This is a genomic window from Croceicoccus naphthovorans (assembly GCF_001028705.1).
Classification (GTDB): Bacteria; Pseudomonadota; Alphaproteobacteria; order Sphingomonadales; family Sphingomonadaceae; genus Croceicoccus; species Croceicoccus naphthovorans.
The window spans coordinates 2,759,443-2,776,058 of sequence record NZ_CP011770.1 but is presented as its reverse complement, the minus strand read 5'-3'; the positions used below and the strand labels follow the sequence as shown (position 1 = coordinate 2,776,058).

Genomic DNA, 16,616 nt, shown 5'->3' with positions numbered 1-16,616 from the left:
GTCCGTCCCCCTAGCGGGCAGTCGCGATTTGCGAAAGAGGCCCTGTCTGTGGTATATGGGCAACATCGAAAATGACCGTCCGGCTTGCATTTGGCGTTCTGCGCTGGTAGCGGCGCCGCCGGTTATGGCCGATCGCTCGACATCCGTCGGGGGATTCGGCGTTCTTGTATTCTGACGAATTCATCGCGCTGTTGCGGTTCGCATCGATTTCCGCGCGGCGACAAACGAAATTGAGGTAGTGGCACTTTATGCAAATCATGGTTCGCGAAAACAATGTAGACCAGGCTCTCCGCGCGCTTAAGAAAAAGCTGCAGCGTGAGGGGGTGTACCGCGAAATGAAGCTGCGCCGCCACTATGAAAAACCGAGCGAAAAGCGCGCGCGTGAAAAGGCCGCCGCCGTTCGGCGCGCCCGCAAGCTGGAGCGCAAGCGGATGGAACGCGACGGTTCGCGCTAAGTCTGCGTAAGGGGCGCAAAGGCACTTGCCGCGCCCGTCTGCTTAAGCCAAAGGGGCGCCTGAGCGATCGGGCGCCCTTTTTGCTGCCCGTTACTTAAGAGGATCATCATGGCCGAAGTCACCCGCGTTCCGCTCCAGCCCATCGGCAAGGGCATTTTGGGCAAGCTTTGGCTGGGTGTTGTCGTGGCGATCCTGCTGGCCGCCGGTGCCGCATGGGCCACCGGGTACAAGGGCGTGACGGTCGAAACGCTGTCCGCCGGCACCGGATCCAGTCCGGCGATGGAAGACGTGGTTCTGGTGAACTACGAAGGCCGCCTTGCCGACGGCACCGTCTTCGATTCGGGTGAGCGCGTGCCGTTCCCGGTCAACGGCGTGGTTCCGGGGTTCTCGCAGGCCCTTGTCCAGATGCAGAAGGGCGGGCGGTACGAAATCTTCATCCCGTCCGATCTTGGCTATGGCAGCGAAGCGCGCGGCACGATTCCGGCGAACAGCGACCTGACCTTTACGGTCGAGCTGATCGATTTTCGTACGCAGGCCGAAATCGAGGAAATGCAGCGCCAGATGCAGCAGATGGGCATGATGCCGGGCGGTCCCGGTGCTCCGGGTGCTGCCCCTGAAAGCGCTCCGGCCGAATAATTCGACAGAATCTGCCCCGGCGGTGCATCGCACCGCTTGGCAAGCGCGCGCGGCAAAGCTAACCCGCGCGCCATGTCTGTCGATAAAGCAACGGTCGCCAAGATCGCATCGCTCGCCCGCATCCGCATGACGGATGCAGAGGTGGACGCGATGGTCCCCGAACTGAACCAGATCCTCGGCTGGGTAGAACAGCTGGGCGAGGTCGACTGCACCGGCGTAGAGCCGATGACCGCAGTCATCCCCAACACCTTGCGCCTGCGCGACGATGTCGTCGATGCCGACCCGCTGACCGGCGGCGGTGTGCGCGACAAGGTGCTGGCCAATGCGCCTGCTGCCGAACACGGCTTTTTCGGCGTGCCCAAGGTGATCGAATAATATGACCGACCTGACCGAACTCACCGTCGCCGCGATCCGCAAGGGCGTGGCCGATGGCACCTTCACCGCCGTCGAAGTGGCAGAGGCGTTCAACGCCAATGTCGCCGCTGCTGGCGCCCTGAACGCCTTTATCGTCGCGACGCCGGAAAAGGCGATCGAGGCGGCGGAGGCCACCGACGCCAAGCGCGCCAAGGGCGAAGCCTTGGGCAAGATGGGCGGCGTGCCGATCGGCATGAAGGACCTGTTCGCCACCGCAGGCGTGCAGACCACCGCGGCCAGCCACATCCTCGAGGGCTTTACGCCGCAGTACGAATCGACCGTTTCGCAGAACCTGTGGAACGCGGGCGCGGGCATGCTTGGCAAGTTGAACCTTGATCAGTTCGCGATGGGCTCGTCGAACGAGACCAGCTATTTCGGCAACGTGATCAGCCCGTGGAAACGTGGTGGCGGCGACAATGCTTCACTCGCCCCCGGCGGGTCTTCGGGCGGTTCTTCGGCGGCGGTTTCGGCGCGGCTTTGCCCGGCGGCGACCGGCACCGATACCGGCGGCTCGATCCGCCAGCCTGCGGCGTTCACCGGCATTACCGGCATCAAGCCGACCTATGGTCGCTGCTCGCGCTGGGGCGTGGTAGCCTTTGCCTCCAGCCTCGATCAGGCAGGGCCGATGGCGCGCGACGTGACCGACTGTGCGATCATGCTGGAATCGATGGCGGGCTTCGACCCGAAGGATGCCACCAGCCTGAACATGCCGGTGCCCGAATGGGAAGCGGGTCTGAACGCCGACCTGAAAGGCAAGAAAGTCGGCATCCCGCGCGAATACCGCATGGACGGGATGGACGCCGAGATCGCCAAAAGCTGGGACGACGGCATCGCTTGGCTCAAGGACGCAGGCGCAGAGGTCGTCGACATCTCGCTGCCGCATACGAAATACGCGCTGCCCGCCTATTACATTATCGCTCCGGCAGAGGCTTCGTCGAACCTCGCCCGCTATGACGGTGTGCGCTACGGCTTGCGCGACCTGCCCGAAGGCGCCGGGCTTCAGGACATGTACGCCGCGACTCGGGCCGACGGTTTCGGGCCGGAAGTAAAACGCCGCATCATGATCGGTACTTACGTGCTGAGCGCCGGGTTCTACGACGCCTATTACAATCAGGCGCAGAAGGTCCGTGCCCTGATCGCTCGCGATTTCGAACATGCGTTTACCCAGTGTGACGTGATCCTCGCGCCGACTTGCCCCAGCGCAGCCTTCGCGCTGGGCGACAAGACCAGCGATCCGCTGTCGATGTACCTGAACGACGTCTTTGCCGTGCCTGCCAGTCTTGCAGGCCTTCCGGCGATGAGCGTTCCGGCGGGCCTGAACAGCGAAGGGCTGCCGCTTGGCTTGCAGATCATCGGCAAGGCTTTCGACGAGCAGGGCGTGCTGAACGCAGGCCTCGCGATCGAACAGCGCGCCGGGTTCACCGCCAAGCCGGAGCGTTGGTGGTAACACGCAGGCCGACCGGGACGGCGCAGCCGCACCGGTTCGTCGCGCTCGATTCGCTGCGAGGGCTCGCGGCGGTGGGCGTGGTGCTGTTTCACCTGCCCGGTCTTGGCCCGGTGGGGAACTCGGCGCTGGCCCGGTCGGGCTATCTTTTCGTCGACTTCTTTTTCGTGCTGAGCGGCTTCGTCATCGCGGCCAGCTATGGCGACCGGCTGGCGCAAGGCTTTTCGCGATCCCGGTTTGCGGCGCTGCGGCTTGGCCGGGTCTATCCGCTCCATATCGTGATGGTCGGTGCCTATCTGGTCGCGGCGGTTGCGATCATGCGTCCGGCCTTTGCAGACGGGCGCGACCTGACGGATCTGTTTCGCGCGATCTTGCTGCTTGATGGCTATGCGCTCACCCGCACCAACTATTACAACGGGCAAAGCTGGTCGATCTCGGTCGAACTGCTGCTTTATGCCGGGGCGGCGATTTTGATGGGGCGGGGGCGGCTGGGCATCGCCATTGCCGGTGTGCTGGCGGTGGCCGCGATGGCATCGCTGCTGTCCGGGTGGCAGGTTCCGGTATGGAGCACGAATGTACAGCGCGGAATTTGCGGGTTCACGCTGGGCGCGGGCACCTTCGTCCTGTTTCGCAAAGGTTTCGGCGCGCGTCTGCCCGCCGGGCTTGCTGAAGGAGCGACTGTCGCAATCGCGATCGGGTTTTTGATCTGGGCTGAGCAGATTGGAACCCTGCGTTGGCTGGTGGTCTTTCCCTTTGCCGCACTCGTGCTTGTTTTCGCGCGTGATGCCGGGCCCTTGTCGCGGATGCTTGCCACGCGGCCCATGATGGCGCTGGGGCGGTGGTCCTACTCGATCTACCTTACGCACCCGTTTTTGTTGGGCCTGACCGGCCATCTCGCGCTGATGGCCGGGTTTGCAACCGGGCGCGGCGGGGCCGATCCGATCCTGGCGCGGCTGATCCTGCCCGAAGGGGGGCAGACCGCGGTTCTGCTAGGCTATCTTGCGCTGGTCGTCGGCGTATCGGCGCTGACCTATGCCTTGATTGAGGAACCGGGGCGCAAGTGGTCGAAGCGGTGGGCCGCGCGTTGGGGGGCGCCCGGTGCGGAACGGGTCGCCCCCACAATATGAGCGCGGCGATCTAGCCCCTTGGCGCGGGCGCGGCGGCGTTCTATCGGCTTATCCATGAGCACTTACACGATTCAGGGCGCGACGGGCGAATGGGAGGTTGTGATCGGCCTCGAAGTCCACGCGCAGGTCACCTCCAACGCCAAGCTGTTTTCCGGCGCCGCGACCGCATTCGGGGCAGAGCCGAACACGCAGGTTTCCCTTGTCGATGCCGCGATGCCGGGGATGCTGCCCGTGCCGAACCGCGAATGCATCAGGCAGGCGGTGCGTACCGGCATGGCGATCGATGCGCAGATCAACCAGTGGAGCCGGTTCGACCGAAAGAACTATTTCTACGCCGACCTGCCGCAGGGGTATCAGATAAGCCAGCTTTATCACCCGCTGGTGGGCGAGGGGCATCTGGAAATCAGTCTCGACGACAAAAATCCGGAAAACACCAAGCGGATCGGGATCGAGCGCATCCACGTAGAACAGGACGCAGGCAAGTTGATGCACGATCAGCACCCGACGATGTCCTATGTCGATCTTAACCGTAGCGGCGTTGCGCTGATGGAGATCGTGTCGAAGCCCGACATGCGTTCCCCCGCAGAAGCCGGGGCCTATGTGCGCAAGCTGCGTTCGATCCTGCGCTATGTCGGTTCGTGCGACGGGAACATGGAAGAAGGTTCGATGCGCGCCGACGTCAACGTCAGTGTGCGCAAGGCGGGTGACGAGTTCGGCACCCGGACCGAGACCAAGAACGTGAACTCCGTTCGCTTTATCATGCAGGTTATCGAGTACGAGGCGAATCGGCAGGTCGACGTGCTGGAATCGGGCGGCTCGGTCGATCAGGAAACACGCCTGTTCGATCCCGACAGCGGCACGACGCGCACGATGCGGTCGAAGGAAGACGCGCACGACTATCGCTATTTCCCCGATCCTGACCTGCTGCCGCTGGAACTGGACGATGATTTCATCGCCGATTGCCGTGCGTCCTTGCCCGAACTGCCCGATGCCAAGCGGCACCGGTACGAGACCGATCTGGGCCTGACCCCGTACAACGCGGGCCAGCTGACCGCAGAGGTTGAGACCTATGCCCGGTTCGAGGACCTGCTGGCCGCGACCGCGCAGAAACTGGGCAAGTCTGAAAAGGACGTCGCGACGCAGGTAGCCAACTGGTCGCTTTCCGTCGCGCCGGGCGTGATCAACGCCGTGGGTGACGAGGGCAAGATCGAGCACGCCACGACCGCGTCGCAGGCCGCGATCCTTGCCATGGTGGCGGACGGTTCGGTTTCCGGCGGACAGGCCAAGGAAGTGTTCGAGCATGTCCTGAAGTCGGGCCGCGACCCGGAAGAAATCGCCGAGGCGGAAGGTTTGAAGCAGACCAGCGACACTGGCGCAATCGAAGCGGTGATCGACGAGGTTCTGGCCAACAACGCCGACAAGGTCGCCGAATACAAGGGCGGCAAGGGCAAGCTGTTCGGCTTTTTCGTCGGCCAGACGATGAAGGCCATGCGCGGGCAGGGCAACCCGCAGGTGGTGAACGAGGTGTTGAAGCAGAAGCTGGGCTGATTGGTCCGGCACGGAATGCGAAAGGACGGCGGGAGCGATCCTGCCGCCCTTTTTGTTTGCGCGCGATCAAGGCGCGAGGCTCTTGAATAGGGCACGCTGAATGTAAATCTTGCGGCTTGGCGGTGCGGCAGACTTGTGTTGCAAAAGTGCAACACTATCTAGGGCCGGTATTCAGGAGAGACGACGCAATGAATCTCGAAAAGTTCACCGACCGGGCCAAGGGCTTTCTGCAGGCGGCGCAGACTGTGGCGATCCGCATGAACCATCAGCAGATCACGCCCGACCATATTCTGAAAGCCCTGTTGGAAGACGGCGAAGGCATGGCCAGCGGCCTGATCCAGCGCGCGGGTGGCAATGCCGCACTGGCGCAGGGCGAGGTCGACAGGGCGCTGGACAAAATTCCCGCGGTGTCTGGTGGCGGGGCGCAGCAGACGCCGGGCCTCAACAACGATGCCGTGCGGGTCCTGGACCAGGCCGAGCAGGTCGCGACCAAGTCGGGCGATGCCTATGTCACGGTTGAGCGGTTGCTGCTGGCGCTGACGCTGGCGACGACGACTTCGGCGGGGCAGGCGCTGAAGGCGGCTAACTTGACGCCGCAGGCTCTGGAGGCGGCGATCACCGACCTGCGCGGCGGCAAGAAGGCCGACAGCGCCAGTGCCGAGGAAAGCTACGACGCGATGCAGAAATACGCGCGCGACCTGACCGAGGCGGCGCGCGCCGGCAAGCTCGACCCCGTGATCGGCCGCGACGAGGAAATTCGCCGGACCATCCAGATTCTTGCCCGTCGCACCAAGAACAACCCCGTCCTGATCGGCGAGCCCGGCACCGGCAAGACCGCCATTGCCGAGGGGCTGGCCCTGCGCATCGCCAACGGTGACGTGCCCGACAGCCTGAAGGATCGACAGCTGATGAGCCTCGACATGGGGGCCCTGATCGCCGGCGCGAAATATCGCGGCGAGTTCGAGGAGCGGCTTAAGGCGGTGCTAGACGAGGTGAAGGGCGCCGAAGGCCACATCATCCTGTTCATCGACGAGATGCACACCCTGATCGGCGCGGGTGCGTCGGAAGGGAGCATGGATGCGGGCAACCTGCTGAAGCCCGCGCTCGCCCGCGGCGAACTGCACTGCATCGGCGCGACCACGCTCGACGAGTATCAGAAGTACGTCGAAAAGGACGCCGCCCTGCAGCGCCGGTTCCAGCCGGTATTCGTGGACGAGCCGACGGTCGAAGACACAATCTCGATCCTGCGCGGCCTCAAGGAAAAGTACGAACTGCACCACGGTGTACGCATCACCGATGGCGCGATCGTCGCGGCGGCGCAGCTGTCGAACCGCTATATTTCAGATCGTTTTCTGCCCGACAAGGCCATCGACCTGATGGACGAGGCGGCCAGCCGCATCCGCATGGAGGTGGAGAGCAAGCCCGAAGAGATTGAGAATCTCGACCGGCGGATCATCCAGTTGAAAATCGAGGAGCAGGCGCTCCAGAAGGAAACCGACACCGCGTCGCAGGACCGGCTGACGGCGCTGCGCGAGGAACTGGCGAACCTTGAGCAACAATCGAGCGAGCTGACCACGCGCTGGCAGAACGAGCGTGACAAGATCCAAGCAGAGGCGAAGATCAAGGAAGAGCTGGATGCCGCGCGTATCGAACTGGATCAGGCGCAGCGTGCTGGCGACCTCGCCAAGGCGGGGGAGCTTTCCTACGGCAAGATTCCCGATCTGGAGCGCAAGCTGGCAGAGGCTTCGGCGCAGAGCGAGAACGCTTTGCTGCGCGAGGAAGTGACGGAGGACGACATCGCGGGCGTGGTGTCGAAATGGACCGGTGTGCCTGTCGACAAGATGATGGAGGGCGAGCGCGAAAAGCTGCTGCAGATGGAGCAGGTCATCGGCAAGCGCGTCATCGGACAGGAGGACGCGGTGGTCGCCGTGTCAAAGGCGGTGCGCCGCGCGCGTGCGGGCCTACAGGATCCGAACCGGCCGCTGGGGTCGTTCTTGTTCCTCGGCCCCACGGGCGTCGGCAAGACCGAGCTGACCAAGGCGCTCGCCGAGTTCCTGTTCGACGATGATAGCGCGATGGTGCGCATCGACATGAGCGAGTTCATGGAAAAGCACGCCGTGTCCCGCCTGATCGGCGCGCCTCCCGGCTATGTCGGCTATGACGAAGGCGGCGTGCTGACCGAGGCGGTGCGGCGGCGGCCCTATCAGGTCGTGCTGTTCGACGAAGTGGAAAAGGCGCACCAGGACGTGTTCAACGTGCTGTTGCAAGTGCTCGACGACGGGCGCCTGACCGACGGGCAGGGGCGAGTCGTGGATTTCTCTAACACGCTGATTATTCTGACCAGCAACCTCGGCAGCCAGTACCTCGCCAACCTGGACGAGGGGCAAACGGTCGACGATGTCGAGCCGCAGGTGATGGACGTCGTGCGCGCCCATTTCCGGCCTGAATTCCTGAACCGGCTGGATGAGATCATCCTGTTCCACCGCCTTGCCGCCGAACACATGGCGCCGATCGTGGAGATTCAGGTGGGGCGTGTGCAGAAGCTGCTGAAGGACCGCAAGATCACGCTTGACCTTACCGAAGCCGCGAAGCGTTGGTTGGGCCGGGTGGGGTATGATCCCGTCTATGGCGCACGCCCGTTGAAGCGGGCCGTGCAGCGGTACCTGCAGGACCCACTGGCGGAGAAGCTGTTGGCAGGCGAGGTGCCTGATGGCAGCACAGTGCATGTCGATGAAGGCGACGGGGCGCTGGCGATGACGGTGGGGTGATCGGCAAAACAGATGCCACCGCTTGGTATATTAAGTAAGCGGTGGCGTTTGCGGATAGCAATCCAGAACAGAGCCAAGCGCCTCTTCCAGTTCGCCCAGATAAGGCGCGTAACTCTTCCAACGCTCCATGCCATCACGGTTGATCGGGGAACGCACCTGCTCTGAACTAGGAGTATAGACTGCCCGATCGTTCTCAAAAAAGCGCATGCAGCGTTCGTCAAACGGCAAACCGACGTAATCTAGAAGTCGGCGTACTTCGCGTTCCGTATCCTCAACCAATGATTCGTAAGTCAGGTGATGGATACGATTGGGTGCAACCGCATCAAGGTGCGCAATCGCGCGAACGTTGTTTTTATAAAAGTTCGCGATATGGCCAAGATCGTACGAATAATTGATGCCCCAATTGAAGTGCTGCATGAAATTGGCAAGACCGCAGCCCATTGGATGGCGTTTCACATCGATGATCTTTGCATTTGGCAGGATCGTCATAATCATGGCTGCGAAAACCCAATTGCTGGGCATCTTGTCTGTAAAGAAAGGGCGATCGGTATGGCGAAAACGCTTGGTTGCTTCGATATAATGGTCGCCCAAAGAGCGGATCTGCGCCCGGTCCATGCCGGGCAGGACATCAAGCCAGCCGCCGGTGCCGCCGGTTGGTGCAATCGATAACGCTATGCGTTCGATATCTCGGAGTTCTTCCGTGCCCTCGATCATCGGATGACTTGAGAGTATCTGTTCCACAAGCGTCGACCCCGATCGAGGGAGGCTGACTATGAAAATCGGGTCATTTCTTTCTGACCCCCATCCGGCACGATCGGCGAAGAACTTCGGTGTGCACGTTTCGCGCATTTTGTTCGTGTGTTGCGTCACCTGATCGGGATCATATGGGACTTCTTTAAGACGAATAGCGGCACCTTCGCTAAAGGTACGGAAGGCCTCCTCGAATCTAGCATTGTCATCAAGTGCCTTGCCTAATGCATAGAGCATGTGGAGCCGATTTTCTGCTGACATCTGCTCGGTCTGCAACGCCGCTTGCATCGCTGCAATATCCTGCTGATCGAAACGAATGGTTTTGAGGTTCGACAGCCCCCACCAAGCCAGCCCATAACTGACATCAAGCCCGATGGCGGTGCGGTACGCCTTGATCGCATCTTTCTGCCGTCCCACCGTCTTGAGCATGAACCCATGGTTGGCCCAGCCCCGTGCGTTTTTCGGGTGGTGTCGATGCAATTCTGTGAATGCCGTGTCGGCCTCATCGAAACGACGTAACTGTTCGAGGGCGGATGCCTTGAGCGCCAACGCGTTCAGTTGGTCGGGCTGAAGTCGAAGAACTTGGTTCAAAGCTTCCAGCGCCAGTTCGTAACGTCCTGTTTCCCGTGCATGTTTGGCGAAAGCGAGATGCGCTTCTGTGTAATGCGGCGCCAATAGAATTGCGCGCTTGAAAAGGTTGTCCGCTTCGACCGTTGCATTGCAGCTGGCGGCAATTTTTGCGAGCATGAGAGCAGCTGCGGGGTCGGCGGGGTCCGTTCTCAGATGGGCGCGAATAGCGACCTCAGCTGTCTCGAAATCATCCGCAAGAAATGCGGCTTGCGCTTCAGCAAAGGACGGTCGTTTAATGCCAATTGCGATAGCTTCGAGTTCTAACGGACCTGCGCTCATCTCGTCCCCCGACAGGCGCATCGCTTGCGCAAGACCGCGCAGGGCAACCATCTCGCGCTTCTGCGCGACGAGTGCCTGAAACGCCTCCACAGCATTTGCTGGATCGGTTTTGGTTTGCGCGAACGCTTCGCGAAGTGCCTGATCGTAGGCTCGGTCAGGCATCTGGCCCGAATTCATCAGATCGTTCCTAATTGCGATGGCGGTTTGGTGTGACTGCCAGAAGTGCCCTGCACCCTCGCAGGATCGTCGGCAGAAAAAAAGGGCGGAGCTTTCGCCCCGCCCTTTTTCAAATGGGATACCGATCGCCCGGGCGACCGGTATCCCATTTTATCAAAACGTGCGCGTCACATTCAGGAAGAGTGACCGACCGATTAGATCATAAGCGCTTGAGTTAAAGCGATTGCCAACGCGCGGATAACTACAGCCGGAGCTGGGGCAGTCCGAGATGATCGGCGGCTTGGCATTGAAGATGTTGTTCATGCCGAGCGTGAACTGACCAAGATCCTGGATCTTCCACTGCATCGAAATGCCGTGCTCGAAGTAGGACTTTGCCTTCAGATCAAGCGCAACCTCTCCGAGGAATGAAGCAACTTCGCCTTCGCCGAAGATCGACGAGTCCTGCGGGCCGACGAAGTCGACACCGTAATTGACTACGAAATTGCCGCTTGGGAAGGTGTATTTGAAGTTCAGGTCACCGACCCACTTCGGACCCGCGTTGTAGCCCTGCGTGCCCAGCGTACCATTGTAATCGAAGGGTTCTGACTCTTCGAAGCTCTGGTAGTACTGATGCAGCATGCGGGTGGCCGTCGAGCGGATTACTAGTTCGCCCCCTGCTAAGTCAGTCGCAAGCCGCGCGTCGAAGTCGATGCCTTCGGACTGACGCAGGGCGACGTTGAGGTAGGGGTTGAAGAAGGTGTCGAGGTTACCCCGCTGCGAGTCGCTTGCCGGCAGGCGATCACCGATCAAGTTACAGTAATAGTTGTCGGGGAAATCCTCTGCCTCATAGCAGCGCGACAGGATGAGGTTGCCAAGGGTGGCGACCTCGCCCTTAACCTTTACGTTCCAATAATCGACGGCGAAGGAGAAATCGGTCGAGCCGAGCGGAATCGTAAGGACGCCGCCAATACCGTAGGACGTTGAAGTCTCGGCATCGAGAGTCGAAGCGTTACCCTGGGTAATGACTTCGGGACCAGAGGTCGACAGGAATGCCAACGCACCTTCGACAACGTCAGGCGTTTCGGGATCATCGACGCCAAGAATAGGCGTAAGCACGGCCAAACAGTTGTCATAGATCGTATCGCCGGGGCTATAGCGGCCAGCGAAATCATTACACGGATCGACGCCCGAGCCATAGAAGCCCGACTGATCAGCAACGTTCTGTTCGAACAGGTTCGGCGCGCGGAAGGACGTGCCGTAGTTCGCACGGAAACGAATGATGTCGTTCGGTGCCCACTGACCGTTCAGGTGGTAAGTAAAGTCAGAGCCGAATGACGCATAGTTCGTGTATCGGCCCGAGGCACTGAGTTCGAGCAGGCGCGCGAACGGCTTGTCCGAGATGAGCGGCAGGTTGATTTCGCCGAAGACCTCGTCAACGTTATCCTTGCCCTTGGTAATGCCGCGCGTGCTGAAGCGATAAACGTTGCCGCTGATCGTATCGGCAGACGGGACGTCGTTGATCTTGTCTTCGCGGTGTTCGAAACCAAGCGCCACGTTGACCGTGCCACCGGGCAGTTCGAACAGCGGACCATCGACGATGAACGATGCCGTAATCTGACGGAATTTGCTCACGCCTTCGTCATATTGATACAGGTAGTTGTACTGGTTGTCGGGAATGGCACCGTTGCGCAGCGCGGCGAGGCCCATCAGATCGATTGGAACGCAAGTCGAACCTGCGATGAAGTTGCCCTCATCATCAACGTTGGAGGTGCAGGTGTAGGTGTTGCCGAAACCTGCCTGCCCTTCGACCGGGCTAACGGTCAGTGCGGCCGGTGTCCCATCGGGTGCGATGACCGTCGAAAGCGCATTGTTGAAGCGATCGATCGTTACCTGTGGCTGACCGGCCGTACCCTTCGTCTTCGAAAGCTGAAGGTTTGCGTCATAGCGCCAGTCGCCGAACAGTGTTCCGCGAAGACCGCCATTCCAGCGCATGAAATCGACTTCCTGCTTGCTCTTCGACAGGCGGTTTGGCTGGATGAAAGGCGTGAAAGCGATCACACCGGCATCGGCGAGCACGTTCGGGAAGAACGGACTGGTCGGATAGCCATACTCCGACAGCGGGGTGCCGTCATAGCTGCCGCCGTAGATTTCGATGGTGCTGAGGTCGAGCGAGTTAAAGTCGATCGACAGCTGGCGGCTGTACGAATAGCTCGACTTGCGGCGGGTAAAAAGAGCTTCGGTATAGATTTCAGCATCGCCCAGCGCTTCGATCTCGTAGCCTGCGGCAAGATATCCGGTCAGCGTTTTGACCGGGGCGATAATATCATCCTTGTACTGGATCGGATTGGGACCAACACGATCGCGGCCATTGACGACGGAGATGTTGCCATCTTCGTCATAAGTCAGACGACCGGAGCCAGAGAAGGTGTAGAAGATACCATAGCCGCTCGCCGTGCCGCTGCCACCGTCGGTAGTGTATGGAAAACACTGCAGCTCGCCGGTGTTCGGATCGATCTGGCCGATTTCCTCACCCGTCTCCGGGTCATAGAAAAGGTTGCGCGGGCAATTGCCGATCGAGTCACGGTCATTCAGCTGCAGGCCGGTCCGCTCGCGATATTCGACAGAGCCGGTGATGTAGCCACGATCAAACGTCTTGCCGGCAGTAGCCGACAGGCGATAGGTCCGGCCGCCGCCGCCGTGTGCGATCGGCTGGTCGGTGAAGCCGTCGAGAGTCAGGCCATCGACCTTCGTGTCGGTGATGACGTTGATAACGCCAGCGATAGCGTCGGAGCCATAGACAGACGATGCGCCTTCACGCAGCACTTCAATACGTTGAACGACAGCGCTTGGCAGGACGTTAAGGTCGGCGGCAACCAGTTCCGGGCCAACGCCGGCCGGAGCCAGCCGACGGCCATTCAGCAGGGTCAGGGTGCGAGCAGAGCCGAACCCACGAAGGCCGACGGTGTTCGCGCCAGTGCCACCTTCGGAAACATAGCCAAGGAAAGATCCGTTGATCTGGGCCGTACCCGATGTGACAGACGAGTTCTGGAGCACTTCTGCGGTCGAAGTGGCACCTGAGAGAATGGCGTCTTCGCGCGTAATGACGTTGACCTGATTCGGCGTATCGAAGTTGTCGCGACGAACGCGCGAACCTGTCACGACGATGGTGCCGGGTTCGGCAGTGGAAGCATCAGCGTTGATGCCGGTGCTGGCAGGATCGCAAACGCCGTCACCATCTAGATCGGCACAGTCCGTGATACCGTCCTGGGCAGAGGCGGGCGCTGCAAACGCCGCAATGGAAAGCGCAATGACGCCAGCGCCGCCGAGCATTGCGCTCTTCCCGCGAGTGGCGATCGTATTGATTTTCATGAGTTCAGTCCCCGAATTGTGGTCGGATAAAGAGTCCGCGCCACGTTTAGAGTGCATGATCCGAATGCACGCAGCTGCTGCTTTCGTACAGCTTGCAGCAGAAACTGCCTTTCGTTACGTTCGTAATCAATCTGAAAGAGTTACTGGCAGGCACAACCTTTGCGGCTGTTGCTAATTAGCAACATATGTAACCAATTGGCTTTGCATCCAGCCAGCGCTATGCGTCAGCATCGTTCGTTCTCGGCTTAATGCACCCAAATAGGTATGAAACTCGAAGCTTGGGAATGCGAGGTGAGTTTGTTCCAATTGTCGGACGGAGCGGATATCGATTCGCTGAGGGCGGAATTCGAACGACGAGGGTTTGTCGAAATGGCTCCCTTTCTCAATGCGGACTCTGCAGCCGTGCTGGAACGACATCTTGGGGTGAGGTCCGATTGGCTTGAGGTTTTCAACTCAGGAGCTAAGGACTATGAGATTTCAGCCTCAGAGTTCAAAGTTTTGTCTGACGCCCAGAAAGAAAAATTGGAGAGATTGATCGGGGAAGCTGCCGGCACCGGGTTCCAATATCGATACCGGAGCCTTCGCGTGCCGGACCACGCAAATGACCGCAAGGGCGATCATTCTGTTCTAAACGATTTCGCGCGGTTCATGTCTTCGGCACAAGTTCAGACATTCTTCCACCAGCTCGGTCTGCCTCAAACAGTTGATTTCGCGGACATGCACGCAACCGCCTATGACCCCGGCCATTTCTTGACCGCACACGATGACGATGTCGAAGGAAAGAATCGCCATGCTGCTTACGTTCTGTCACTAAGTCGTGATTGGCGGATCGAGCATGGCGGACTGTTGGCTTTTCATTCGTCCGACGAGCAGGCGGCAGAAATGTATGTGCCTCGCTTCAACGCACTGCGACTATTCAAGGTGCCCCGACTACATTCAGTCTCACAGGTCAGCACATTCGCACCCGGGCCTAGGCTTTCGATTACTGGGTGGTTGCGCGCCACGGGTGGACAATTCTTTTAAATGTCACGCGGATCGGGATAACCGAACCGGATGGCCCAAGGTGCCAATGTATCGAGAATCGGCGCAAGCTGCGGGCGATAGCGTTGCCAGCGACCGCTCGCGCGTGAATACATCTTTTCCGTGACCTGCGCATAGCTCGGCGTGCGGATATAGCCGCGGTCGCTCGCAGTCTTGCGGTAATCAAGTATGCGGTCGTCCCACTCCAGATTCAGAAAGTCGAGCAAGGGACGCATTTCGCCCTGAAGATCGGAAATCATGTCTTCGTATCGAACGGTATGAACGCGCAACGGTAAAATTTCGCGTGCCTGCATCCAGTGTTCCATTGCCGCCGCATACATCCCTACTGCATTTTCCAGCGTCAAAAAGCTGGCCATCGCCCGTGTGACTCTGAAGTTCTGCATCCAGCAAGACAGCACTACGTCACAGGGGTGGCGCAGGGCGAAAATAAAGCGTGCATCGGGAAATGCGCGATGGATAAAACTGGCCCGTAAAGTTGCTAGCGGGTATTTGTCGATCAACATCTTGTCCGGGTGGAGAGCGCCGCCTTTGGCTGCCTCGGCGAAATAGCTGTCCCGCATTTTGCCGATTGCCGGGTCATCCAGGTTGCCAAGGTTTTCGATTGGGCCTGCCTGCCGCTCCAACACGGCCACCATCTCTTCTTCCTCACGCACGTCAGTGTCAGGGTGGCCCATAAGGATCGTATCGAGGAGAGTGGTTCCCGATCTGAGGAAGCCCGTAAGAAAGACCGGATCCGCACGGTCGTCTGCGATCTCAACCGGCTTCCAACTTTCGAACCAGTCGGATGTGACGAGGCCTGTTCGGGACTGAATAAAGCGGCGGTGCTCGGTACCGTCGTACCGCAAGGCCTCTGGCTTTGTGGCCATACCAGCGTTCATGTCCGAAAAGGCTGCAAAGGCGGTATCTGTGTCGCCGAGTTGATCCGCGACCTGTCCGATAAATTGCGACCGGACGATTGAATCTACGCCTTCGGGCATGGTTTGCTGCGCCAGTTCGAGAGCAGCTTGCAAATTGCCTTCACGGCGCAGGACGAGCGCCTCGATATAGGTGATGTTCGCACCCGTCAGATTGCGGTCGCGGGCCTCTTCATAAAGGTCGCGCAGCGCTTCTAGCTGATTGCCTTGCTCGTAAAGGATCGCAAGCGTCAGGATCGCGCGATCGTAAGTTGGATCGCGGCGCAGTGCCATGCGATAGGCCTGTTCGGCCTGCTCTCTTTGATCGAGCGAGACGTAGCACAGGCCGATCAGGACGAAGACCTGCGGTTCGAGAATACCGCCGCGCGCCGCTTCGGACAGGCGGATCAGAGCCTGTTCGGCCTTCCCGTGCCGGAACAGGGACTTGCCAAGCTCGAAATTCACCTGCGCATCAGTGGGATTAAGCGCGATAGCCCTATCGAAAGCAATCTCGGCACGATCAAACCGCTTCAAGATCGAATTTGCGCGACCAAGATTGAGCCAGATTTGCGGTTCGTCCTGCATGTGAAAGGCAGCCCTTTCCAAGACTTCTACCGCGCGTTCCGTCTCGCCTGCTTCCAGCAAGGCGTTACCGTAATTGTTGAGCACTTTGCCGTCGTTGGGCTGTAAGTCCGCCAGCCTTGCATATGTTGACATCGCGTCACCGGCGTTGCCCGCCAACTTGTCTGCTTCGGCCAATAGCTGCACTGCATGCGGATCATTGCCCATAGGTTTGCACAAATCCGCCACCATCGCGGCGAGGCCCGCGTCGAGCGCCGCCCGCGCCGCATTCAGACGCAGCTGGCGATTGTGCGGATTCAGACGGAGGGCATGCTGCAAAGTAGCCAAGCCTGCCCGCTTGTCACCAGCCTGGGCCTGCGCGATGCCGAGAAACTGCATGATGTTGACGTTTGAAGGCTGTGATTTCAGGGCCCGTGCGGCAATATCCCGGGCGGTTGCGAAATCGCCGCGCTGAAATGCTTTCACCGCGCGATCCATCGATGTTGCAATGTCGTTCATAGGACCCTGATCTATCGTGTTCACAG

Annotated in this window: 11 protein-coding genes; 8 read left to right on the top strand and 3 right to left on the bottom strand. The window is 60.0% G+C overall.

The genetic code is table 11. The annotated features are described in order from the left end of the window. Nucleotides 1-248: 248 nt before the first annotated feature. From rpsU to clpB, 7 genes are all read left to right on the top strand, one after another. Complete coding sequence (rpsU, locus tag AB433_RS13870; RefSeq protein ID WP_047821803.1) at nt 249-455, top strand: 30S ribosomal protein S21; 207 nt, start codon at nt 249-251, stop codon at nt 453-455. Nucleotides 456-563: 108 nt separating this feature from the next. Continuing rightward, a complete protein-coding gene (locus AB433_RS13865) occupies nt 564-1,091 on the top strand; it encodes an FKBP-type peptidyl-prolyl cis-trans isomerase (protein WP_047821801.1) in 528 nt (175 codons plus the stop codon). A 72-nt stretch (nt 1,092-1,163) separates the two neighbouring features. After that, on the top strand, nt 1,164-1,466 hold the full coding sequence (gene gatC, locus AB433_RS13860; protein ID WP_047821798.1) for an Asp-tRNA(Asn)/Glu-tRNA(Gln) amidotransferase subunit GatC: 303 nt from the start codon (nt 1,164-1,166) through the stop codon (nt 1,464-1,466). A 1-nt stretch (nt 1,467) separates the two neighbouring features. Next, a complete protein-coding gene (gene gatA, locus AB433_RS13855; RefSeq protein ID WP_047821796.1) occupies nt 1,468-2,952 on the top strand; it encodes an Asp-tRNA(Asn)/Glu-tRNA(Gln) amidotransferase subunit GatA in 1,485 nt (494 codons plus the stop codon). Continuing rightward, nucleotides 2,946-4,076, top strand: a complete 1,131-nt coding sequence (locus AB433_RS13850) for an acyltransferase family protein (RefSeq protein ID WP_169749364.1) — start codon at nt 2,946-2,948, stop codon at nt 4,074-4,076. Before gatA ends, AB433_RS13850 begins: the two co-directional genes overlap by 7 nt. Before the next feature lie 54 nt (nt 4,077-4,130). Next, nucleotides 4,131-5,624 (top strand): Asp-tRNA(Asn)/Glu-tRNA(Gln) amidotransferase subunit GatB, encoded by a 1,494-nt coding sequence (gene gatB / locus AB433_RS13845; RefSeq protein ID WP_047821792.1) that lies wholly within the window; start codon nt 4,131-4,133, stop codon nt 5,622-5,624. Nucleotides 5,625-5,812: 188 nt separating this feature from the next. Further along, nucleotides 5,813-8,392, top strand: a complete 2,580-nt coding sequence (clpB, locus tag AB433_RS13840; RefSeq protein ID WP_047821789.1) for an ATP-dependent chaperone ClpB — start codon at nt 5,813-5,815, stop codon at nt 8,390-8,392. A 30-nt stretch (nt 8,393-8,422) separates the two neighbouring features. On the opposite strand, the gene AB433_RS13835 is transcribed toward clpB, so the two are convergent. Together AB433_RS13835 and AB433_RS13830 are read right to left on the bottom strand one after the other, a co-directional pair. After that, on the bottom strand, nt 8,423-10,228 hold the full coding sequence (locus AB433_RS13835) for a tetratricopeptide repeat-containing sulfotransferase family protein (RefSeq protein ID WP_053059179.1): 1,806 nt from the start codon (nt 10,226-10,228) through the stop codon (nt 8,423-8,425). Between the two features lie 153 nt (nt 10,229-10,381). After that, nucleotides 10,382-13,576 (bottom strand): TonB-dependent receptor domain-containing protein, encoded by a 3,195-nt coding sequence (locus AB433_RS13830; protein WP_047821787.1) that lies wholly within the window; start codon nt 13,574-13,576, stop codon nt 10,382-10,384. Between the two features lie 264 nt (nt 13,577-13,840). Here AB433_RS13830 and AB433_RS13825 point away from each other — a divergent pair, with 264 nt between their 5' ends. Further along, a complete protein-coding gene (locus tag AB433_RS13825) occupies nt 13,841-14,599 on the top strand; it encodes a 2OG-Fe(II) oxygenase family protein (RefSeq protein WP_047821785.1) in 759 nt (252 codons plus the stop codon). Here AB433_RS13825 and AB433_RS13820 read toward each other — a convergent pair. Then, the gene (locus AB433_RS13820; RefSeq protein WP_047821783.1) at nt 14,596-16,590 is read right to left on the bottom strand and encodes a tetratricopeptide repeat-containing sulfotransferase family protein; all 1,995 of its coding nucleotides are present in this window, start codon (nt 16,588-16,590) and stop codon (nt 14,596-14,598) included. The two genes, AB433_RS13825 and AB433_RS13820, sit on opposite strands and share 4 nt — an antisense overlap. Nucleotides 16,591-16,616 lie beyond the last annotated feature (26 nt).

Bases quoted from the DNA above. Each gene is read 5' to 3' on its own strand.
- rpsU (WP_047821803.1), top strand. From the start codon at position 249: ATGCAAATCATGGTTCGCGAAAACAATGTAGACCAGGCTCTCCGCGCG.
- AB433_RS13865 (WP_047821801.1), top strand. From the start codon at position 564: ATGGCCGAAGTCACCCGCGTTCCGCTCCAGCCCATCGGCAAGGGCATT.
- gatC (WP_047821798.1), top strand. From the start codon at position 1,164: ATGTCTGTCGATAAAGCAACGGTCGCCAAGATCGCATCGCTCGCCCGC.
- gatA (WP_047821796.1), top strand. From the start codon at position 1,468: ATGACCGACCTGACCGAACTCACCGTCGCCGCGATCCGCAAGGGCGTG.
- gatB (WP_047821792.1), top strand. From the start codon at position 4,131: ATGAGCACTTACACGATTCAGGGCGCGACGGGCGAATGGGAGGTTGTG.
- clpB (WP_047821789.1), top strand. From the start codon at position 5,813: ATGAATCTCGAAAAGTTCACCGACCGGGCCAAGGGCTTTCTGCAGGCG.
- AB433_RS13835 (WP_053059179.1), bottom strand. From the start codon at position 10,228: ATGAATTCGGGCCAGATGCCTGACCGAGCCTACGATCAGGCACTTCGC.
- AB433_RS13830 (WP_047821787.1), bottom strand. From the start codon at position 13,576: ATGAAAATCAATACGATCGCCACTCGCGGGAAGAGCGCAATGCTCGGC.
- AB433_RS13825 (WP_047821785.1), top strand. From the start codon at position 13,841: ATGAAACTCGAAGCTTGGGAATGCGAGGTGAGTTTGTTCCAATTGTCG.
- AB433_RS13820 (WP_047821783.1), bottom strand. From the start codon at position 16,590: ATGAACGACATTGCAACATCGATGGATCGCGCGGTGAAAGCATTTCAG.